Origin of the sequence: Thalassobacillus cyri (genome assembly GCF_900107755.1) — a bacterium.
Taxonomy (GTDB): Bacteria; Bacillota; Bacilli; order Bacillales; family Halobacillaceae; genus Thalassobacillus; species Thalassobacillus cyri.
Genome location: NZ_FNQR01000006.1, coordinates 159639 through 182588, shown reverse-complemented (window position 1 = coordinate 182588; position 22950 = coordinate 159639). Strand labels below are relative to the sequence as shown.

Annotated in this window: 20 protein-coding genes and 2 pseudogenes; 2 read left to right on the top strand and 20 right to left on the bottom strand. The window is 42.5% G+C overall.

Features of this window, described 5'->3' with window-relative positions; all coding sequences use genetic code 11:
* Positions 1-96: 96 nt before the first annotated feature.
* Positions 97-1167: an AI-2E family transporter gene (locus BLV00_RS09565; RefSeq protein ID WP_093044750.1), complete on the bottom strand. Its 1071-nt coding sequence runs from the start codon at positions 1165-1167 to the stop codon at positions 97-99.
* 279 nt (positions 1168-1446) lie between these two features.
* Here BLV00_RS09565 and BLV00_RS09560 point away from each other — a divergent pair, with 279 nt between their 5' ends.
* Complete coding sequence (locus tag BLV00_RS09560) at positions 1447-2136, top strand: general stress protein (protein WP_093044749.1); 690 nt, start codon at positions 1447-1449, stop codon at positions 2134-2136.
* 53 nt (positions 2137-2189) lie between these two features.
* Here the strand turns inward: BLV00_RS09560 and BLV00_RS21685 are convergent.
* A pseudogene (locus tag BLV00_RS21685) lies at positions 2190-2324 on the bottom strand (ATP-binding protein); the annotation flags it as partial.
* A 482-nt stretch (positions 2325-2806) separates the two neighbouring features.
* Between BLV00_RS21685 and BLV00_RS09555 the strand changes: the two are divergent.
* Positions 2807-6019 carry a M36 family metallopeptidase gene (locus BLV00_RS09555; protein ID WP_093044748.1) on the top strand — a complete coding sequence of 1071 codons (3213 nt, stop codon included), beginning with the start codon at positions 2807-2809 and terminating at the stop codon, positions 6017-6019.
* Between the two features lie 377 nt (positions 6020-6396).
* On the opposite strand, the pseudogene BLV00_RS09550 reads toward BLV00_RS09555, so the two are convergent.
* The 18 genes and pseudogenes from BLV00_RS09550 to BLV00_RS09465 form a co-directional block, all read right to left on the bottom strand.
* Positions 6397-7136, bottom strand: a pseudogene (locus BLV00_RS09550) (RNA polymerase sigma factor); the annotation flags it as partial.
* A gap of 151 nt (positions 7137-7287) precedes the next feature.
* On the bottom strand, positions 7288-8250 hold the full coding sequence (gene msrB / locus BLV00_RS09545) for a peptide-methionine (R)-S-oxide reductase MsrB (RefSeq protein WP_093044747.1): 963 nt from the start codon (positions 8248-8250) through the stop codon (positions 7288-7290).
* 92 nt (positions 8251-8342) lie between these two features.
* Complete coding sequence (gene vrrA / locus BLV00_RS09540) at positions 8343-8873, bottom strand: VrrA/YqfQ family protein (RefSeq protein ID WP_093044746.1); 531 nt, start codon at positions 8871-8873, stop codon at positions 8343-8345.
* A gap of 68 nt (positions 8874-8941) precedes the next feature.
* Positions 8942-9628: a uracil-DNA glycosylase gene (locus BLV00_RS09535; protein WP_093044745.1), complete on the bottom strand. Its 687-nt coding sequence runs from the start codon at positions 9626-9628 to the stop codon at positions 8942-8944.
* 381 nt (positions 9629-10009) lie between these two features.
* Positions 10010-10258, bottom strand: a complete 249-nt coding sequence (locus tag BLV00_RS09530; protein WP_093044744.1) for a DUF2584 family protein — start codon at positions 10256-10258, stop codon at positions 10010-10012.
* A gap of 62 nt (positions 10259-10320) precedes the next feature.
* Positions 10321-10677, bottom strand: a complete 357-nt coding sequence (locus tag BLV00_RS09525; protein ID WP_093044743.1) for a DUF5365 family protein — start codon at positions 10675-10677, stop codon at positions 10321-10323.
* Positions 10678-10751: 74 nt separating this feature from the next.
* Positions 10752-13868 (bottom strand): AAA family ATPase, encoded by a 3117-nt coding sequence (locus BLV00_RS09520; protein ID WP_093044742.1) that lies wholly within the window; start codon positions 13866-13868, stop codon positions 10752-10754.
* Position 13869: 1 nt separating this feature from the next.
* Positions 13870-15021, bottom strand: coding sequence for an exonuclease SbcCD subunit D (locus tag BLV00_RS09515; RefSeq protein WP_093044741.1), 1152 nt, complete (start codon positions 15019-15021; stop codon positions 13870-13872).
* A 422-nt stretch (positions 15022-15443) separates the two neighbouring features.
* Positions 15444-15665 (bottom strand): YozE family protein, encoded by a 222-nt coding sequence (locus BLV00_RS09510; protein WP_093044740.1) that lies wholly within the window; start codon positions 15663-15665, stop codon positions 15444-15446.
* A 296-nt stretch (positions 15666-15961) separates the two neighbouring features.
* Positions 15962-16705, bottom strand: coding sequence for a twin-arginine translocase subunit TatC (gene tatC, locus BLV00_RS09505; RefSeq protein WP_093044792.1), 744 nt, complete (start codon positions 16703-16705; stop codon positions 15962-15964).
* A gap of 244 nt (positions 16706-16949) precedes the next feature.
* Entirely contained in the window at positions 16950-17138 is a 189-nt protein-coding gene (locus BLV00_RS09500; RefSeq protein WP_028782974.1) for a twin-arginine translocase TatA/TatE family subunit, read from the bottom strand.
* Between the two features lie 25 nt (positions 17139-17163).
* Positions 17164-17379: a twin-arginine translocase TatA/TatE family subunit gene (locus tag BLV00_RS09495; protein ID WP_093044739.1), complete on the bottom strand. Its 216-nt coding sequence runs from the start codon at positions 17377-17379 to the stop codon at positions 17164-17166.
* Between the two features lie 178 nt (positions 17380-17557).
* Positions 17558-18157 (bottom strand): molybdenum cofactor guanylyltransferase, encoded by a 600-nt coding sequence (gene mobA, locus BLV00_RS09490; protein WP_093044738.1) that lies wholly within the window; start codon positions 18155-18157, stop codon positions 17558-17560.
* The gene (locus BLV00_RS09485) at positions 18157-18651 is read right to left on the bottom strand and encodes a dihydrofolate reductase (RefSeq protein WP_093044737.1); all 495 of its coding nucleotides are present in this window, start codon (positions 18649-18651) and stop codon (positions 18157-18159) included. Before BLV00_RS09485 ends, mobA begins: the two co-directional genes overlap by 1 nt.
* Before the next feature lie 14 nt (positions 18652-18665).
* A complete protein-coding gene (locus tag BLV00_RS09480) occupies positions 18666-19625 on the bottom strand; it encodes a thymidylate synthase (protein ID WP_093044736.1) in 960 nt (319 codons plus the stop codon).
* 42 nt (positions 19626-19667) lie between these two features.
* The gene (locus BLV00_RS09475) at positions 19668-20264 is read right to left on the bottom strand and encodes an HD domain-containing protein (RefSeq protein ID WP_093044735.1); all 597 of its coding nucleotides are present in this window, start codon (positions 20262-20264) and stop codon (positions 19668-19670) included.
* Positions 20265-20306: 42 nt separating this feature from the next.
* Positions 20307-21167: a DUF72 domain-containing protein gene (locus tag BLV00_RS09470; RefSeq protein ID WP_093044734.1), complete on the bottom strand. Its 861-nt coding sequence runs from the start codon at positions 21165-21167 to the stop codon at positions 20307-20309.
* Positions 21168-21279: 112 nt separating this feature from the next.
* Complete coding sequence (locus BLV00_RS09465) at positions 21280-22950, bottom strand: formate--tetrahydrofolate ligase (protein WP_093044733.1); 1671 nt, start codon at positions 22948-22950, stop codon at positions 21280-21282.

Genomic DNA, 22950 nt, shown 5'->3' with positions numbered 1-22950 from the left:
GAAGAAATCAGAAAAGGGATCTTTTATAGTGGAAAGACCCCTTCTCACCAAATTTTTTATTACTTCCTTTAAACAAATACTAATGAAAAAAACAAATTACATGTTGCTGTTACGCAGCCGGTAGAAATCATATAAGTTCTTTAAAGTAATCTTTAAAACGGAATAAACTGGAATGGCAATCAGCATACCAATGAATCCATACAATGCAAATGCCACTAATAAAAGTAGAATGATGGTCAGGGGATGGACAGATAAGCGGTTACCGAGCACCACCGGGGCCACCAGATTCCCTTCCAACTGTTGAACTACGCCCAATGTAATCAATACATAAACTACCATCATCGGCTCCTGTGTCAAGGCAACCACGATTGCTGGCAGAACTCCAATCATCGGACCGAAAAATGGAACAACAGCAGTCAGAATTACAAATATACCCAATACCAGAGCATAATCAAGTCCAATAATCAAATAACCTATATACATCAATATCCCATCAACCACAGCCACAGTAATCTGACCTATGATATAAGCGGCTAAAGTCTGGTCAATATTCCTTAATATCTTCTTCCCTTCCCCCTCATGCTTTTCTGGAATGAACCTTAACATAAAGGGAACAAAGCGATGATCGTCTTTTAAGAAATAGAATAAAACGAATGGCACCAGGATAAGAACAGTGGCAGCACCAGTCAACGTGCCAAGAATTTCAGTGACATTGTCTCCGAGCTGCTTAACCATGTCTCCTGAAAAGCTGGCCGCTTTCTGTCTGAGGCTGCTGATTGAAATCATACCCATATCATTTTGAGCAATCGTTTGTTCTGTCTTTTCAGCTGTTTTTTTCAAATCCTGGGGCAAATTTTTTGTGAGCTTAGAAACCTGTTTCTGTATCGTATCAGCTAACAATAAAGAAGCAGCATAAATAATACCTGCAATCCCCGCGTATACCATCAAAATAGCTAAGCCTTTCGGAATATATTTGATTTTAGCGAGGTAATGGACAAATGGTTTCAGAATGTAGTAAAGGAAGCCAGCTATCAATATCGGGTAAAAGATGCTGCCGATTATAACTTTAACCGGCTCAAAAAAATGAAGGATCTTTAACAAAAATATAACGATCAAGATTAATATAATAGCGGTGCTATATTTATAGAAAGGGTGCCTCGCCCACATGCGTATCTCTCCTTAGTCATTCTTGCTTATTTCTATTATCTTATCTCCCATACCACTTACTAGGTGTTTTCTAACATGGTGAACTCAAAATAATTCACAACAACCTTCCTATTTTAGATGAAACACACATTAAGGATAGTCTATAGAATAGCGTACAGATTTATTAAAAATGTATTTGAAACGGTTATGGATGGTTTCAGCAAGGAAGGCAATGCATACATTTTCTGTTAACGGGGTATGGGGTAATGTGTACAATTTCAAAGGAGGATGATGCTAATTATGGATAAAAAGCTCATTGGAGGCGTATTCTCTCACGTTGGAGACGCAGAACGAGCAATCAGGGATTTACAAAAGCACGGCTATGGAGGTAATGACATTTCTGTCTTTGCCCAAGATAAAAATAAGGTGAATGTGCTAGAAGATGAAACAGATACCACCGTTACATCAAATAAAGGCGGCCGGGGCAAAAATGCTGGTAAAGGCGCCGGAATCGGAGCTGCTTCCGGTGGTGTCCTGGGCGGTATCGCCGGTTTAATAACAGGGCTTGGTCTGTTGGCTATTCCAGGGATCGGTCAAATTGCAGCGGCTGGCCCAATTGCAGCAGCACTATCTGGCGCTGGCATCGGTGCCGGCGGCGGAGGAATCGTCGGCGCACTGGTAGGAGCCGGTATGCCGGAAACAGAAGCAAAACAGTATGAACAATATTTAAAAGATGGAAAAACCATTGTATTAGTAGAAGCAAATGAGAAGAATGAAGAAAAAGTCTATCGTACCTTCCTGACCAACAAAACAGAAAATAAATCTATGTATCCTAACAATATAGTAAATAATGATACAAGCCATAATAGAGACCCACTAGAAAATGTTGATATGCCACAAAATGAAGATTCAGGTCCAGAAAGAAAAACCAGCTGGATCAATGAAAGCACGAACCAAACGACAGGAACCAGGAGTCGAAGCAGACGATAGTGTCAACAACGGTTTGAAATTCCCTGATTTCAACGGAATCAAATTCCCTGGTATTAGCGAATACTAGCTGGCTGTATGCCAGCTTTTTTCTTTTCTCGTAATCGGTATGCATTCCCTTTGATGTTAAAAGTTGTGGAATGGTGAATCAGTCGATCAAGTATAGTTGTAGCCAATACCTCACCGTATAAAGATCATCATGTTCTTCCACTTAAGCTGGTGTTCATTTCTTCTTCCATCAAGATAGAAGAATTTCCACGTGTTATCCTGCTTTCATAGTTATATGGTTATGGCATACAAAACAACCGTAAACATAAACGTTTACGGTTGTTTTGTATGATTGTTTATTTACTGAACCCTATTCTCCTGCAAAACACATATCGAACCCCCTTAAAATCAGAAAGAACCTTTAATTCTACTTCTCACCCACACGACGTTGAGCTCCGCTTTCTCTCCACCGCATTCATTTTTCGTCAGTCCTGAAGTGCTTTTTCTACAATGCGAAGAACGGCCATTGGAACTACCAAGTTATACGTCTTTCGTTGTATAGGGGATAGGACTTAGAAATAAACCGTATAGGCGTTTGTCAGTAAATACCCTTCCATTGATAGGAATTTGAAAACCTATAAAGAATCTTGTCCTATCGCTAAACTAAAGGGAGGCTAAGCCAAATATGAAAAAGCACAAATTATTGTCAGTTTTAGGGGCTGGCATTTTAGCGAGTCAACTCCTCAATCCAATAGGAGGGACTCATGCTCAATTTACGGGACCTATATTTGAAGAGGATGGAAAAGAACAATCGCAAATTAATATGGATGTACGAAATTTGACTTCCAAAGTTATGCCTGCAAACACTCAGTTAAAAGCAGCCGATAAGCTTATTGAACAAGCAGGTTCAGGGGTTAAAATTAAATGGGATTCCCTGTTCGGCACCCCATCATATATTATTAAAGATCAAGGCTACCTTACAGGGGCTTCCAACGAGAACGCAGAAACAATTGCTCGTTCATGGCTAAAGGAAAATGCCGCACTTTTCGGTCTAAGTCCAGAAAATATTGATGATTTGAACGTAATTCGTGATTATGCTATGAAAGGAACAGGTTTACATCCTGTCACTTTCCAGCAAACCTTTGATGGAATTGAGTCAGTGTACGGTGGACGTGTGGTAGTTGCGGTAAATAAAGAAGGAAAAATCCTTTCTGTAACAGGAAACATGAGCAAGGCCCAAGAGTTAGCAGATCAGTTTCAATTGAGTTCCGCAAAAGCATTGAATAAGGTCATCGACTTAGAAAACCATTCCCTTTCCTATACTCCAGAATCATCGGGAATGGAAAATGGATGGGAAGTTTTTGATGGCGCAGATGTTTTACCTGCAAACCAACGAGTGAAAAAAGCGACTTTCGTTACTAAACAAGGGGTGCGGCCTGCGTATCGCGTCTTATACATTGAAGAGTTGAACAAAGGGTATGAAATTGTCATCGATGCAGCTAATGGAGAACAGTTGTACAAGCGGAATCTAGTGAACGAATTAGCTGATCCAGAAGGATTAATTTTTGAAAACTATCCAGGTGCTCCTAAAGGCGGAAAGCAAACGGTCAAATCATTTAAAGGGGATCTGAATGCTTCACCAGAAGGCTGGCTGACGCCGGGCACACCGCTTGGAGTGACTACGCTTGGGAATAATGCTAATTCCTATGCAAACTGGAGTAATTTCCTCGCACCTGCAGATCAGGCAGCCCGTCCTGTAGCGCCCCTTGGCGAATTCAGCTTTACATTTAAGAATTCTTGGCAGGAAACAGAAGGTCAAACGACTCCCCCATCTTATGTAGACGATTTGAATAGTGCTTCGACAAACTTATTCTATCATCACAACCTCTTTCATGATTACTATTATAATTTAGGGTGGACTGAAGCTGCAGGGAACCTGCAATATAATAACTTCGGTAAAGGGGGGCTTGGCGGAGATGCTATTCTTGGTCTTGTGCAAGCTGGGGCCGTTTCTGGTGGTGCGCCGACTTACACAGGTCGTGACAATGCGTATATGTTGACCTTACCAGACGGCCTTCCTTCTTGGAGCGGTATGTTCCTATGGGAGCCGATCCCTGGAGCATTCGAAGGGAATTATGCTGACGGAGACTTTGATGCAGGAATCATCTATCACGAATATTCCCACGCTTTATCAACACGTTTAGTATCTGGCGGAGAAGCCCTTGGCAGTCATCAATCAGGATCTATGGGTGAGGGCTGGGGCGACTGGTATGGGATGCATTATTTAATCAAAAATGGTTTGCAAGACAAACCAGTTGTTGGTGCCTATGTGACAGGAAATGAAGAAGCAGGAATCCGGAGCTATTCTCTTGATGAAGCCCCTTACACCTACGGGGACATTGGCTATGATGTAGGTGGACCAGAAGTGCATTCGGATGGAGATATTTGGGCAGCGATTCTTTGGCACATGCGTGAAAATTTGATAGCAGAGTATGGAAAAGCAGAAGGGGAATCAATAGCAGAGCATCTCGTTATTGATGCTATGCCGATCTCTGTCCCGAATCCATCCATGGAAGATATGCGTACAGCGATTATCGCCGCAGACTTTGAGCGTTATGATGGTAAGCATTACAATGCTCTTTGGAAAGCTTTTGCCCAACGTGGTCTTGGAGCGGATGCTTATTCAGAAGGTGGAGATGACACAGACCCAACTCCAGCTTTCAACCACCCAGACGGTGCAAACAATGGCCAAATTCTTGGAAAAGTGATTAACTCTGCTACCAATGAACCAGTTAAAGATGCCCGCATTATGATTGGGGAGTTCGAAGCTAGAACAAGTCCACTATCGATTACTGGCGAGGAAGGAAGCTTTGCAGATTACGTAGTAGAAGGAACCTATGATATTACAATTCAAGCCAGAGGGTATGGTTCACGTACTATTCGCGACGTAGAAATCAAGCCAGGTAAAACGAAAAAGCTCTCTTTTGAACTGTCACCAAACGTCGCTTCATCCTTTAATGGTGCTACCATTGATAAAGTCTCTGGTGAAGCTGACAGTAACCCTGTGAAATTTGCTATTGATGATACAGAAGCTAGTGTTTATGCTTCGAATACACAAGAGAATGGCTTCAAAGGCTCGGAATTTGTGGTTAATCTGGCTAAAGATGAAGCAGTTAATATTTCCCATATCCAGATCAGTGCCCTGAAAGATATTTCTAAATCCCGTTTTGCAACGGTGAAAAACTTCAGCGTGCAAACTTCCATGGACGGGAAGAACTGGACCACGGTTGTAAGAAATAAGTTTACAGCTCAAAAACCAAGACCAACCATTGCTGACTTACATTACAAAGAATTTGATTTAGACACCCCGGTCAAAGCGAAGTATTTGAAACTCATTGCTCATGATACACAAGATAATAGTAAAGGGTATGTGCAAATTGCTGAGGTTCAAGCCTTCTCTAAGAAATCATCGGTTGAGCCGATTGAACTGACTCCTGAGGAGCCATTTGTATCTCAAGGTACAGTTCAAGCAGGGAACGCAGGTACAGGCATAGGAAACTTAGCAGGTGCTCAAGCATCGCTAGCTGTCACTGAAAACGAGTTTGTAACCACGCAAAACCCAGAACCTGCTTCCCAAGGATCCGATGGTTATGTCATCACACTTCCACAGCCTTATGGAGATGGAATTCATAACTTCACACTTAAAGGTACAGAGGGTAGTGTGAATTACGACTATGACGTTTACTTCTACGATAAAAACTTTGAACAAATCGGCGGAGTGGCCACTGCTGGTGCCAATGAAGCAGGTGTCCTTCCAGGCGGAACAAAATATGTGTATGTCGGCCTGTATTCCGGTGCAGATGTTCCATTTACTTTTACAGCTGAAAGACCTTATTAAACAAAAAGGGGCTGTCCCATAGTCTGTAATAGACTAATTGGGGCAGCCTTTTTCACTTATTGTTGAAACCGAAAAAGTGGGGCTAGGAAACGATTCCCTTTCCGCGGGGAAATCGAGTAGTAGGAGGTGACTAACCTCCGTCCTCTCACACCACCTTACGTACGGTTCCGTATATGGCGGTTTCAAAAAATTCCAACGTTAATTAAATGCTTTCAAACCCATACGCTGCCAATAATGGTCATTGAGTGTGCGATGGAGAATAGGGCTGCTGGTTATATGCCAGTAGCCCTTTAATTCCTACTTAATGGAAGATGACTTTTGAAGCAACAAACGAGGAACGCTGTAATTGACAAGGCGAAGAAAGTTAATAAAATGCTTTAGGACTCACAATCATTTGCCCGGTTCAATAAAAGCTCCTTCTCACGGTCATTCCGGGTCATCGACGCCGCTTGTTCAAATTCTGTACGGGCTTCATCGAATCGCCCCAGCTTGATCAGAAGATCGCCACGAACGCTAGGCAGTAGATGGTATCCCTTTAAGGATGATTCGGCATTCAGCTCGTCAACAATCTGCAGCCCGAAAGAGGTTCCAAATGCCATTGATATGGCAACCGCCCTATTTAATAATTCTACGATCGGCGATGGAGTTACCCTGGCCAATGCTTCGTAAAGGGCAGCGATACTAACCCATTCAGTCTCATCTGCCGTAGGAGCTTCTGCATGACAAGCAGAAGTCGTAGCCTGCAACGCGTTCGGACCGAGTGTACTTCCAAGCTTCTGGCTGCATTTCAATGCTCCTAAGCCCCGGCGAATCAACAATTGATCCCACTGCGCCCGGTTTTGTTCCAAAAGACGAACCGGTTTTCCTTTGGGATTAACCCGAGCTCTAAGCCGCGAAGCTTGAATCTCCATAAGGGAAACTAGTCCGTGAACTTCCGATTCATGAGGAACAACTCGGTAAGTATACGTCCCAGTCTCATTGCCTCCTGCCATAGTAAAGGGCGGAGCCAGTCATTAACTGATGTTGCTGAATAACCTTCATTGAACATTAGGTAAATCACTTCAAGTATGGCAGACAGACGGGCTTTGAGCGCTTCACCTGTTGGCACTTCGAAACAATAACTTGCCTTTCTGTAATACCCCTTCAATCTTAAAACATAACTTTTATAAAGAGTTATTGCTTTCTCGTTTGTTTCTAGGACATTTAAAAGTAATTTTCTTTATGTTATTTGCATCTGCCCAATTAACAGATCCTTTCAAAAGCATCCATCAATCAAACAAATAACGGAGATATCCATAACCTTCTTCTTCCATCTTCTCCTTAGGAACGAATTTGAGTGCTGCCGAATTGATGCAGTACCGCAGGCCGCCTTTATCTCTTGGACCATCTTCAAAAACATGCCCGAGATGGGAATCTCCTTCATTACTACGCACCTCTGTCCGGATCATCCCGTGGGAATTATCGGTATTTTCGGCAACTTGTTGTTTTTCAATCGGTTTGGTGAAGCTTGGCCATCCGCAGCCGGCATCGTATTTATCCGTAGAACTAAATAAGGGTTCCCCGGATACGATATCTACATAAATGCCCTCTTCTTCGTGATCGTTGTATTCATTCTGGAAAGGCGGTTCTGTACCATTTTCCTGGGTGACAAAATACTGCATATCTGTAAGCTGATGCTTCAGTTCATCCTTGTCCTTTTTATAACCCCAGTTTTCTTTGATGAAATCAGCTCGGCCTGAGCCTTTTTTATACAGGTTATAATGAAAAGATTGTTTTTTGTAGTAGTCCTGATGGGCTTCTTCAGCAGGGTAGAACGGTTTAGCTGGCAGTATTTTGGTTACAATCGGATTTTTGAATTTGCCACTTCCCTCAAGATTTCGCTTACTGTTTTCAGCTATTTGCTTTTGTTCTTCATCATGGTAAAATATGGCAGTTGTATAATGTTCCCCGCGGTCGTGGAACTGTCCGCCTGGATCTGTAGGGTCAATTTGCTGCCAAAATATTTCGACCAATCGCTCGTAAGAAAAAATTTCAGGATTATACGTGATTTCTACGGCTTCCACGTGCCCGGTATCTTTCGTAAAAACATCTTCATAAGAAGGGTTCTCCGTATGGCCGCCGGTATATCCGGAAACCACCTTCTCTATACCCGGTCGTTCATCAAACGGTTCGACCATGCACCAGAAACATCCGCCAGCAAAGGTCGCTTTTTTAAAAATCTGTTCAGACATATTTTAAAACCTCCCGAAAGAAAGTGTGTTCATAACACGTATTTCCCTCATTCTTTCCGTTTTAAGAAAAAAAATCAAGTCACATGCACAGCTCAAATATATAATTTGGGCTGTGATGTGCCTTGATTGGCACGGGAAGCTACATTAGAACGTATCCCACCGGGAGATTCATCGCGTCTCCTATTGCTTTCCCGATTGCTGCTCACTCTTGATTCCATTCGTTCCGGAGATCCCGAATTACTTTCTGTCTGTGTTTCTGTATCTTCATCAGGCTCCCGCATGATTTTCCATAGATTAATCAATGTCGGTATGTTTTTCATCATCGGTCCATATTGCTGGATCATAGGTGCAGCACTCTGGGCCATTTTCAGTACTTGCTGTGCGTTACCCAACATGGAAGCAAAATCAGTACCGCCCCCCTGGACGGCACCACCCACTCCACGCGCTGTAGCACCTGCTCCTCTTTTAGCTAAAAGCTTGGATAAGAACCCTTGCTTTTGCGGCACCCCCCCGAACTGATTGCCAACTCCGAATTGATTGCCATACGAACCGATCTGGAAAGGCGATTGCCCGCCAAACCCTGGTGGTCTTCCTCCCATCGGAGGTCTTGCAGGTGGAAACATAACTATCCCTCCGTACTCATTCTCTGGTCATGGGATAGTATATGTGAACCGACTAAGTTTGCATGGGCTTAAGCCTTTGTTACTTGAAGCGGTAACTGCCAATCGATTGGCTGCTCCCCTATTTCCTCCAGGAAACGATTAGCTTTGGAAAATGGACGACTGCCAAAAAATCCTCGATAGGCCGATAATGGACTGGGATGTGGAGATTGAATGACAAAGTGGCGGCCGCGATCGACAAACGAAGCCTTTTTCTGCGCATGTTTCCCCCATAGCATGAATACTACTGGCTTTTCTCTTTCATTCAATGCCTCAATTACTTCATCGGTGAATGTTTCCCAGCCTGCTCCCTGATGGGAATGTGCCTGATGAGCCCTGACAGTCAGTACATTATTTAATAATAAGACTCCTTGCTCGGCCCACGGTTTTAAGTATCCATGATTCGGAATTTCGAACCCTACATCCGCTTCCAGCTCTTTATAGATGTTTTTTAAAGACGGCGGGATATCAATCCCCGGCTTTACGGAAAAGCTGAAACCATGCGCTTGATCTGGACCGTGATAAGGATCTTGTCCTAAAATGACTACTTTTGTATCTTGATAAGGTGTCGTGTGCAGGGCTTGATAAATGTCATGCATATCCGGATAAACGGTATGATGGTGATATTCCTTTTTCAGAAATTTCCGAAGCTCCTGATAGTATGGTTTTTCAAACTCCTGCTCAAGCATTGAAGCCCAATCGTTATGTAATATCTTCATATCCTCACCCTTCCTTTGCAACTCTACAAAAATAATAACAAAACCTATCAAGTTAACAAAAAAATTCTCCAGGTAAATGTAACCTGGAGAATTGATAGGCTTTTCCGCTTAAAAAACTTTTATTCTGATACTAAATCTGCTGTAATGATCAAACCTACAAAACCACTTAGAATTAAACCAAACAAAACACTGCTGAGCATGTTATCTTCCCCCTATTGAAAATATTCATGTAGCTACTTTAAGTATAAGATGAATATCATTGTAAAAAACGTGGGGAATGTGGCAATTCTTTGAAACTTGTTGAGACAAAGGGGAAATAATTCAGCACAGTATTTCCCGGGCAAGCGCAAAAACAGACGCCTTTCGCAAACTAATGAGCCGTTAATTGACGCTATATAGCGAAATTAGTTGATATTTGCAAGTAGTCTGCTGGTTTTTGAAAACCAATTCGACAACTTTTCCGCTTCCGATCAAATCTGCATCGGGATGACGCTTAATTTCGATCATTTCCTCAATCGGAAATATTTTATAACCATCGAAAGTGATCTCAAATATATTATCTTCTGCATTGATTCGTTTTTCCTGGCCTTCCGTAATCATTTTCCATTCCATTGAAAAGGGTGTAGACATGGCTATACCTCCGCTCTCATTTACTTTTATCCTATTTAATTACAAAGAGAATTACAAGCATCTTAGTGGTAGCGGCGATAATTTTTTTCAGGAAGTTCGAATAACCGTGCTTCAAAAGGAAAGGAAACTCCGTGTTTGGTGAGTATCTTTTTATTAGATTCAAACAGATAGCCAGATTTTGCTTGCTTGTTTGAGGAATCATCTACCAGATGGATAATCGTCTGCAGCGCTATCGTCATTTCAATGATGTCTACCTGATCCTTTACATCCAGGTCTGGCAAGTGAAAAATATCGGTGTTTCCTAACTGTTTTAAATAGGAGGTAGAAAGATAACATGGTAATATTTCTTCTTGAAACTGGCCCCATAGCCCATGTAACTCTTCCACCTGAGCTGTCGTTGGTGCATTAATAACTTTCATGTGGAACGTCCTCTCTGCTTCTAACATGTGCAATTAATAATATAACATGAGAGAAACATAGTTTTAAAAAGTAATTAATGGAATACAAACTGTACCGTTGAGCCTTCTGGACTTGGTGAAATATGGAGCTTCGCTTTAATTTCCTCTTTTAATTGTGGAACATGGGAAATGATTCCAAGCATGCGGTTGCCGTCCTGTAAATCTTTCAAGCATCCGATTGCTTGCTCTAATGATAAATCATCAAGCGTGCCGAAGCCTTCATCGATAAACAGTGTATCCAGTTGGACACCGCCTGCATGGGCCTGAACGACATCAGCCATCCCTAAGGCAAGGCTCAGTGCTGCTTTGAATCCCTCACCACCAGAAAGTGTACGGACAGAACGCTGCAGTCCTGTGTGATGATCCATAACTTCCAAATCAAGCCCACTCTGGGCTCCACGTTTTGCGACCTGGTCACTTCTGATCAGTTGGTAACGATGATCCGTCATTTGATCGAAACGGATATTTGCCTGCATAAGAATCTCATCTAAGAATGCAGAAAGAACGTACCGTTCAAAGGATAAACGTAAATGGTTTTCTCCTCTTGCTAAATCCGCAAGTTCACCAATGTCGTAATAATCGTTCAGCAATTGTTCCTGCTCCTTATATAAGGACTCTACCGCTGTTTGAACGTCCTGAATCAATTTAAGATGCAGCCCGGCTTCGTTTTTACGCGAAGCAAGTGCTTCTTTCACTTTCTCTTCCTGATCCAGCTTTGCTTGTAATGTTTCTATTTCAGGTTCTTTCTTGTCTTTCAAGTGTACTTCCAGTTCCGCTATCTGCTCTTCAATCGTGACCCGCTTCTGCTTGTACTGTTCCAGTTTATGTTTTAACTCTTCCCAGTCTGACTTAGGAAGCTTAACCGCCTGGTAGGCTTCTAAACTGGCAAAGTCGTGCCTGCTTAGCTGTTCCTCTAATTTCTCCTGCCATTTTGCGACCGTATGCCGACTTTCTTCTGTATAATTGGTAAGTTCAGAAACTTCTACTTCCAGTTTTTGCAATTGTTCTTTCGTCTCTTCAAACTGTTTTTTAACCTTTTCCCAGTCTGCTACAGCTTGTTGATAATTACGTTCCATGCGGGCAATACTTTCTTTCATTTGACCTAAACTGTCCAGGGTGGTGTCCATTCCTTCACTCAACTGTTCGATCCATGTTTCTGTTTTTACCATACTGTTCTCAAGCTGATTGTATTGTTCCTGCTCGGCTTCCAGTTCGCTTTGATAGGCTTCCAGCTGATGATCCAATTGCTTCGCTTTATCGTGTGCAGTACCTATTTCTTTCAGTTTGGCCTCTATCTCTGCTATTTTCTGTTGATACATATCAATCGTTTCTGCTTGTTTTTGCTGTACTCTTTTAATGGTTTCGGGTTGGAGGTCCGGAACATGCTCCGCCACTTCTTCGTGAACCGCTACGAGCAGCTGTTTTTGAGACTTTCCTTCGGCTTCCAGTTGTATATATTGCTCTTGTTCTTTCTTAACAGTTTCTTCAGCCTGTCGGTACTTTTCTTGTAACTGCTCGACTACCTCGAACGATGAATTTCCCTGGCTGGAGGCTCCAGCAGGCGATGGATGATGTTCAGAACCGCACACTGGGCAAGGTTCTCCCGTTTCCAGGGAACGCGCTAACAAAAAAGCGTGCTGCTGATTCAATTCGTTTTGCTTTTCATCCAGCTCGGTCTTAATATGCTCGGCTTCCGATACCTTTTTATCGTATTGGCGCTTGAAATCCCGGTATCTATTTCGCATGTTCAGGATGTCATCATTGACTTTGACCAATTTTTCGATTCTATTTTGAATGGTCTTTTGTTCTTGAAAATCCTGCTTCCACTGATAATACGCTTTATTCCATTCACTTTCCTGCTTAAGCAGACCCTGAAGCCCTACCCTTTCCCGTTTGTTCGCTTCGACTGCCTGCTTCAGCTTTTGAATAGCTTGAGATTTTACTTCCAGCAGCTTTCTAGTCTTTTCTTTCTCTTCGTGAAGGACTTTCAGTTTGTTAAGCTTTTCCAGTTCCTCTTTTTTCCGTTTGATATCTTCCTTTAACCGCTCTCGCTCTGGCTCTTTTTCTGATTCTAGTCCATATGTTTTTTGGAGCTTTGCGAACTGTTCGCGACTTTCAGTAAGAAAAGTCTGCTTTTGTTCTAACTGAGCTTTCAACCGCTCATAATCCTGCTGACGGCTCTTCCATTGCTCCTCGACCGGTACCACTTCCATCGCATGTTCGGCTTGGGAAAGTTTGTCTTTCACTATTTCCATTTCCGGCTGTTGCTGCATTAACGCCTGTTTTTCTTCCTGGTATTTTTTCAACCTCGAAAAATCTTCCTGCAGCTGCTTTGCCTGGTAAAATGACTCCTGCGTTTTTTTTAACTTGACGTTTTGTTTCGTCAATTGCTCCTCCACATGCTGGAGGGAATTTTGTCCCTGTTTTTCCTTTTGTTCCAGCAATGTCAAAATCTCTTTCGGATCTTCTAACGTATCAACGACTTCTTCTTCCTCCCAGGCTACTTTATTTGTCTCCTGTTTGATCTTCCATTGATACTGACTGATTTCTTCTTTTAATTGCCTGGAGTGCTGTTTAAGCTCCTCGGTGACTCTTTCATAAAAATGGGTATGGAAAATGCGTTGGAGGATCTCTTCCCGTTCTTTACTGTTCTCTGAAATAAGTTTCCGGAATTCTCCTTGTGGAATCATGATCATCTTACGAAATTGCTCATAATCGAGGCTGATCATCTCTTCCAGGGTTTCATTCACTTCTTTAATATGAGAGGCTACTAATATTTCTTTATCTCCATCAAGCAGATACAATTCTGCTTTCGCAGGATCCTCGGTGAATCCCTCACCTCTCGCTTTTCTCTTCGGCTGTTTCGGTGTTCGGATAACACGATAGGTTTTCCCTCTCAACTCAAACACAAATTCAACACTTGTCTGTTCATCCGGCTCAGCAAAGTGACTGCGTAAGGTATCCTGATCCCGATCGCTGCCGCTTGCTTTTCCGTACAATGCGAAGCACATGGCATCAAATATCGTCGTTTTTCCCGCCCCCGTCGGACCAGTCACTAAAAATATCGATTCTTCGCCGAGTCTGCTGAAATCGATAAGTTGTCGTCCACGATAAGGTCCGAATGCGGTAACTGTTAACGTAATAGCTTTCATGTCATTTCACCCGCTCTTCAGTCATTAATTTACTGATGACTTGTTCAATGTGCCTGCTCCGCTTTTCAGGGATAGCATCCCCTTTCATTTCTTCATAAAAGGAAGCAAATAAATCCGTATGGGACATTTCCTGACGTTCTTTGATTTTTGTCAGGTCCTGCAGCTTTTTTTGTGAGGAGAGCATATTCCGCTCGAGTCGCAAAATATTTGGATACTTCCTGCGTAATTTCCCCATCGGATCCACTAACTGACCGTCATCCAGCAATTTTACATGAAGATAATTCTCTGGATGATCCGGCAAGTCCTGATTCAAAAAGTCATCCAGGTAGCCTTCTACGACTTCAAGGTCACGTCGTGGCTTAAGGGGTACTTGTCTGATTGTTGTATCTTCACCGGTCAGCTCTACAATCGTGACACCCTTTCGGTGATTCGCTTCAGAAAAAGAATACTTTAAGATGGACCCACTGTAACGAATATGTTCAGACCTTACCCGTTGTGGCTGGTGTAAGTGCCCTAATGCCACGTAAGAGAAGTCCTCGAACAGTTCCGCATCGACATAGGGACTTCCACCTATCATCGATAACCTTTCCTCCGATTCCGTTTCCATTCCTCCGGCTAAAAAGGAATGACCGACCCACACATGGCGTTCTGACATATCATGGTTGGATTTAATATGGTCAATCATCCGTTCTGCAGCCTGATGATGAGATTGCACACTATTATCGTCAAAAAACTGTCTTACTTCCGCCGGTTCCAAATAAGGAACGAGATGAAAATGGACAGGGCCATGGTCGTCCTTTAGCGTGACAGGTTTAAATTCACCTTTTAATTTAGTATCTAAATATAATTGCTGGGACCGGAATAACTGGCTGCCGAACTCCAGTCTATCCGGACTATCATGATTTCCCGAAATCGCTATTACCGGAATTTTTTTATCGATGACTAATTCCGTCAGGACGTCATTTAACAATTCAACCGCTTCTCTTGGAGGTATCGAACGATCATATAAATCACCAGCGATTATAATTGCATCCGGCTGCTCGTCATCTACTATCTTCAAAAATTCCTGCAAAACATAGCGCTGGTCCTCCGTCATATGTACACTGTTGACGATTTTACCAAGATGCCAGTCTGCGGTATGTAATAGTTTCATAGAATATCCTCACTTTCATGCTTGAATACCAATCTTCCTGTTCTGACTATAAGCCTATTATACACGAACGTGGGTTCCGTTACGAACAACAGGGAACTGTTACCTGTTGGTAAAAGAACAAAAGCAAAAGCGCCTTGTTCACCCCCGACAAGCCTAACAAGCCTCGCCGTGACGTTCTTTGTACTTTCATTCCAATTAAGTTTAATCAAGGGTTAAAGTAAAAGTAAAACGAAGGCTTTCGCCATAAACCATTGGCGATAAGCCAAGTTTTCCTTATCACAGAGAGGATTGACTTAAGACCTTGAGGAGATAGGCGCTGGAGCTGGATGACACCCACAACCTAAAGTGATCCATAAAAAGAAATTTTATAGTTTCTTAGAAAATGAAAAACCGCACAACCATCCGGCTGCACGATTTCGAATCTATTCTTGTTCCTCCATCTGATAGGACTCCCATACCCGATCAAAAACACGAAGTGCTTCAGGGAATGGAGCATTCCATTCCAGATAGTCACTAACTTCATGATAAGATGTAGATTGCTTAGGAAAACTATGATCCTCAAACATCCAGTCAGCCAATTGTTTTTCGTGATCCTGCTGCTTATTACCCCTGAATCGCATCATATAATGGTAAAATGAACGCACCCAAAGCTCCCCCTTACTTCTTACAAACTGTTGTATAAGTTTTATCATGGTTTTTCGTTAAAATCAATCAAATAGTGATAAATCTCACTTTCAGGCCTGCAGTATCCTGATATTATATAGGTGTGCAAGTGATGATCCTTTGTTTGTGTCTTGGCCTTGACTGTAAAAGCAGTCGAGGTCTTTTTTTTTGAATAGTTTGACTAACATTTTCTTCCCTGCACCTCAGCATTCTATCGACCACTTGCTATCATCTTTACATCATAAACCCGCTGTCATAAGAAACAGCGGGTTTATAATTAGCTTCCGTATTCATCATCTTCAAAATCCTGCTCCATAAATTCGCGATGATGCTTCAGTTTTTTGCGATACACCACGCGAGATAGTATGATACTCACTTCATATAAGAAAATTAAAGGAACGGCTACTACCAGCTGTAAAATGAAATCAGGTGGTGAAATCATGGTTCCTATGATGATCAAAACAAAATACGCATACTTTCTGATTTTTACTAACATAACAGGGTTGATAACGCCCAGGCTTGTCAAAAACATCGTGATGATAGGTATTTCAAACAAGATGGCAAACGGGATGGTCACCCGGAACAAAAACTTGAAATAACGATCGACCGTGAAAATTTCATTGAACATTCCATCATTCAGGGATAACAAGAACGGAAGTATCAATTGAATAAAAATGACGTAACCAAAAGTCAACCCAGCTAAAAACAATAAAAATATAGCTGGAATATAAGAAAGAGAAACTTTTGTCTCTTTCGGTGTCAAAGCCGGTTTCACAAATAACCAGATTTGCAGGCTTAGAATTGGCAGCGTACCAATCAAAGCGACAATACTTGCCATTGTGAAATATATCCAAATGATTTCCCCTGGACTCGTTACATGTAAATCGAACGCCAGGTCCCTGACAAAAAACTGATAGATATCTTTAATAAATATGAATCCAGTAATAAAAAAGGCCACAAAGGAGACAAGCGTCCAAATGATCCGCTTTCTCAGCTCCGTTAAATGGTCTGTGAGGTTCATTTCGACGTCTTCTATTTGTTTCTCTTTTTTCACCCTCAACACCTCCCGCTGAACCGTTCCAGTTAAAGCTCAAATGCTATGTACCTATGCCCGTTTGACTAAGCCGGCGTGTACTGGCCTGACCTGCATCTTGCAGGGGCCGACAAACTTGAGCTAATTTAATACAAATACAAATATATAATTTCCTACCCCAACAAGTAAAGAAGATGCAAGGTCGCCCCTTACACCTTCCTCGTATACTTTATTATTTGTTTTCATTTTTATCGTCTGACTTTTTATCATCATCCGACATCATATCATTGGTAGCTTTCTTGAACTCTTTCAAGGAACTGCCTACCGCTTTACCTATTTCAGGCAGCTTGGATGGTCCGAAAATGACTAATGCAATAACCAGGATCAATATCAGACCAGGAACACCGATGTTGCTGAACATAACTATCACCTCGAAGAGAGATTATTTATTTACCCGATGATTGGTGATCATCCTTGAACGCTTGTTTTACTTCTTTGACGTCACTGGCTACATCACCAGTCATATCTTTCGCTGACTTTTTAAATTCACTTAAAGTCTGGCCAGCAGCTTTACCTATTTCAGGAAGTTTTGATGGGCCGAAAATAACCAACGCAATGACTAAAATCAAAATCAACCCTGGTACACCGATACTTGTTAACATTCCTTTCACCATCCTTCCCAAAATAATTACATAACCAAGACAATTTCTCATGGTCCCATTATAACGGTTCCGTACTTGAAATACTGTAGTTTTTTCACTGTTGTCATAAAATGTTCGATTGTTTAGCAAGTCTTGTCTCAAGCAACTACATTCTATCACGGAATACGATCCTTGTCTTTCAACTCTTGATTATTTTTACAATTTCCTGCGCTTTCTCATAGTCATTCGAGTCATTCATATTAAAAAAATGCCTCTCCAGCTCTACTGTATCAATGGATGGGAAATGGTCGACAAACACGGTATCCGTTTCATTGAAAAGCGCCTTCATGCTTCGCTTACCTTGATTTAAAAGCTCACGGGTTTTCTCATAAACTTCGGCTGAATAAACGCCTGACATCGGGTGGAATTTCCCATTGAAAACAGGAATGGCTATATCATGCCCCACCACCTGTTGTTTCAAAACTTCATAGACAGCAGGAGAAAGGAACGGAGTATCGCAGGCAGATAGCAGATAATAATCAGAGGGAAGATAGTGAATCGCGGCATGCAGACCCGCCATCGGCCCTTCTCCCTCAAATACATCCGGGTAATAAGGAATGCCCACAAAAGAAAAGCGTTCCTTTTGATTGGTGATGATAACCCTCTGCTCTGTTATCTTTCGAATACCCTCGTCTACCCATTGGATTGTCTTAAGCCCTCCGAGCTCAAGCAGCGCTTTATCGGTACCCATTCTGCTTGACTGCCCGCCGGCTAATAAGACACCGCAATAGTCAGGCATTACCTGGTCACCCGATCATACGTACGGAAATAATAATCATACGGATTTTTTTCATCCTTGACGCCTTTTTCTTCATGCGTCAATTCCCACTCATCTTCCTGGTACTCCGGGAAATAGGTATCTCCTTGAAAAGTTTCATCGATATAGGTCATATACATACGATCCGCTTGATCAAGGATTTGTTCAAACAATACACTCCCACCGATGACGAACCACTCCGTATCAGGGTTTTCTTCATTCCACCTCTGTATTTCGCTGATATCATGGATGATTTTACACCCTGGCTGCTGATAGGTCTCATCTCTTGTCAGGATAACATTCTCCCTTTTCGGTAATGGCCGATTGAAGGATTCATAGGTTTTCCTTCCCATTATTATGGTGTGTCCGATTGTTTTTTCTTTGAAGAACTTCAAATCATTCGGTAAATGCCAGGGGAGATCATTGTCCTTCCCCATGACATGATTCCGGTCCATTGCAAATAGTAGTGATATCATTTCAGTGCTCCCTTCTAAACAGCAACAGGTGCTTTAATACCTGGATGCGGGTCATAACCCTCTATTTTCATGTCTTCCATTTCAAAATCAAAGATGGAAGTCTTTTCCTGGTTGAGTTTCAGCGTCGGGAATGCTTTTGGTTCACGAGCCAATTGAGTTTTTACTTGTTCGGTATGGTTTGTATATATATGGGCATCCCCTAGCGTATGGATGAACTCTCCCGGCTTTAGCCCGCACGTATGGGCTACCAGGTAAGTCAACAGGGCGTAGCTTGCAATGTTGAACGGGACGCCAAGGAATATATCCCCGCTCCGCTGGTACAACTGGCAGGAAAGTTTTCCATCTGCCACATAGAATTGGAACATCGTATGACACGGAGGTAAAGCCATATTAGAAGGGACATCTTCAGGATTCCATGCCGTAACAATATGTCTTCTGGAATCCGGGTTATTTTTGATAGTTTCGATTACCTCCTGGAGCTGATCCAATGTCTCTCCCTGCGATGTTTTCCAGGCGCGCCATTGCTTGCCATATACAGAACCCAAGTCACCAAAAGCTTCAGCAAACCGATCATCGTCTAAAATCAACTGTTTGAAACGTTCCATCTGCTCCTGATATATCGCGTTGAACTCTTCATCCTGTTGACTTCGAATACCGAAGTCCGTCATATCAGGGCCATCATACTCGTCACTCTCGACCCATTGTTTAAACGCCCATTCGTTCCAGATATTATTATTATGCTGCAAAAGATAACGAATATTGGTGTCCCCTTGAATGAACCAGAGCAACTCACTTGCTATCAGGCGGAAAGGTACACGTTTTGTTGTCAGTAATGGAAAACCCTCTGAGAGGTCGAAGCGTAATTGTTTTCCGAACGAAGAATATGTACCTGTACCAGTTCGATCTCCCTTTTTCGTCCCATTCTCTAAGACTTCCTGGCACATTTCTAAATATGCCTGTTCTCCCGTTGTCATGTCCAGTCACTCCTTGTCGAATTATTTTCTCCCATTTTAACATTATTCTGTGTGCCACTCACGATAAAATTGCCGTAAATAGTTTTCCATGAATTCATGGCGTTCTAATGCAATTTCCCTTGCTGCATTTGTGTTCATTTTTTCTTTAAGCTTTAGTAATTTATCGTAAAAGTGCTGAATCGATGTCCTTCCTTGTTGTTCATCGTAAATCAACTGACCTTTTGCCCCACCGAAAGCGAATGTCCGCGCAATACCTATTGCACCAATTGCGTCAAGACGGTCAGCATCCTGTACAATTCTGCCTTCGAGTGAATCAGGTACATTTCCTTTTGAAAAAGATACATCCTCAATAGCAGCTTCGATGTCAGCGATCCTTCCAGCGGGCACATTAAGTTCTTTCAAATAGTCGTTCATCACTTTTTTTGCATGCGTAGGGTCATTAAATAATTTAGCATCTCCAATATCATGCAGCCAGCCTGCCGCTTCGGCAAGAAAAGAATCTGCCCCTTCCTGTTCAGCCAGCTCCCGTGCCTGTCTGGCTACCCGTCTCATATGAAAGTAGTCATGCCCTGTTACATCATCTTCAAACAATTCCTTAACATAACATTCGATTTTTTCTATTACATTGCTTTCATTCATTAAACTTCACCACGGTTATTTGTGCGTTATTTTAAATAAAGCCTAAAAATTGAATAAGTCCATTTGTCTAGGGTTAAGATTTTCATAGTTTATATCCAGCATGTCAATCAGCTGTTTGGCATTGGCCGCTGCATCACCGCCAGAGTTATTGTTAAAAAAGATCGTGATTTCTTTTGTCTGCTGTTGTAATTTTTTCAGGTGTTCGACCCATTCCCGCAGTTCTTGCTCATTATATCGATAAAGAAAGCGGACAGCACGCCAGTCTTTACCCTCCCGGCCATTGCGGTTCCATCCATGCACGTTCCGACCGTGAAAGCGAATCAAGGTCTTTTCCGGATGGGTGGGTTCGAGGATCGTCGGCACTGAATTTTCTCCTGCCTGGGGTTCATCGACGATTGTATGGATCCATTTTTCTTCCTTCATGAAATCGAGCGTCTGCTGTTTATATTTTGGGTCAAACCAGGACTGGTTACGGAACTCCAGTGCTAACGGAAGGTCAGACAGCCATTCCCGGATTGTTTTCAGCTTTTTGATATGGGCTTTCCGGACGTCGAACCAGGGAGGAAACTGAAACAAAAGTGCATTTAACTTGCCCGCCTCCACCACAGGCTGAATTGATTCCCGATATTCCTCCATCAACGCTTTCGCTTCCGGTATCGTCAGTTTGTCACGATCGTGCCCTGTCAGCTTTTGATAGGCTTTAATGACGAAAGAAAAATTTTCAGGAGTCTGACTCAGCCACTTCCGATAATTTTTTTCAGGCTGAATTGCGTAAAAAGCTGTATCCACTTCTACAACTGGAAAATGGGAAGCGTAAGCAGATAGCTTGTCTCCAGAGGCGACCCGATCATCATAAAGAAGGTCATGATCTCCCCAGCCAGTTACTCCTATTTTTATGGACATTGTCTATCACCTCATACACTCCATGATTCTCTTGATTGTAGCAAAAATCTCCCCGCTATTCAGCTGGGGAGATTTTGTCTGGTTCATTTTGTTACAAAAAGCTTATTTATTGTTAGAACAATCCGGTGATTGTGCCGTCATCGCTTACATTCATGTTCAGCGCTGCTGGTTTTTTCGGAAGCCCAGGCATCGTCATGATAGCACCAGTTAAAACAACAATGAAACCCGCGCCTGCTGAAGCACGTAGTTCTCTAATCGTGACAGTAAAACCTTTCGGCCGTCCCAATAAGGTCGGATCATCCGATAAAGAATATTGGGTTTTCGCCATGCAGACAGGTAAGTTGCCAAAACCGAGCTTCTCATATTGCACCAGCTGCTTTTTGGCTTTAGGAGAAAGTTCAATATCAGCGGCACCATATACTTTTTGGGCGATTTTACGAATTTTCAACTCTAAATTATCCTCCAGCTCATACACATATTGAAGGTTTGTTTCTTCCGTTTCACATACTTGAACGACTTTATCGGCGAGATCCAACCCGCCTTCCCCGCCTTTAGCGAAAACATCCACTAAAGATACAAGTGCGTTTCTTGATTCACACCAGTGATGGACAAAGTTCACTTCTTCTTCTGTATCGGTCGGGAATTTGTTGATAGCGATAACGTATGGAAGACCGAAACCTTCGATTGTTTCCATATGCTTTTTCAAGTTCTCCATTCCATTTTTCAGTGCTTCCAGATCTTCTTCAGCAAGGTCTTTTTTATCCTTGCCACCATGCATCTTCAACGCACGGATAGTAGCTACGATCACTACAGCATCTGGTTCAAATTCACCGGCGCGAGTCTTGATATCAATGAATTTCTCCGCTCCTAAATCAGCTCCGAATCCCGCTTCAGTCACTACGTAGTCACCCAGCTTAGCAGCGATCTTTGTGGCTACAACACTATTACAGCCATGTGCGATATTGGCGAATGGTCCGCCATGTATGATAGCCGGGGTATTTTCGAGTGTCTGCACCAGATTAGGCTTGATCGCATCTTTTAACAACAGGGCCAGTGCTCCTTCATATCCCAGTTGTCCAACAGTCACTGGTTCCTTATCATACGTATATCCGATCAAAATTTTGGCAAGACGCTGTTTCAGGTCATTCATATTCTTTGCAAGACATAAGACAGCCATGATTTCTGAAGCTACTGTAATGTTGAAGCCGTCTTCCCGCGGCATTCCCTGTACAGGCCCGCCAAGCCCTACAACCACATTTCTTAATGCGCGGTCATTCAAATCCAATACTCGCTTCCACTCCACTCTTCGCGGATCGATATTCAACTCATTGCCTTGATGAATATGATTATCTATAAAAGCAGATAGTGCATTATTCGCTGTCGTAATCGCATGAATGTCTCCTGTGAAATGCAGGTTGATGTCCTGCATTGGGACGACCTGAGAATAGCCGCCTCCGGCTGCCCCGCCTTTCAGTCCCATCGTTGGTCCTAATGAAGGCTCACGTAAAGCAATGATCGCCTTTTTATCTATTTTATTTAATGCTTGTCCTAACCCTACGGTGACCGTGGACTTTCCTTCTCCTGCAGGTGTCGGGTTGATCGATGTTGTCAAAATGACTTTGCCATCCGGCCTGTCCTCTAGCTTTTCGAGCAACTGATCAGAAAGTTTTGCCTTATAGTGACCGTATGGTTCCCAATCTTCTTTTGTAAGCGTTAACATTTTTGTGATTTCTTCAATCGGTTTTATCCTGGCTTCTTGTGCAATTTCTATATCCGTTTTCAT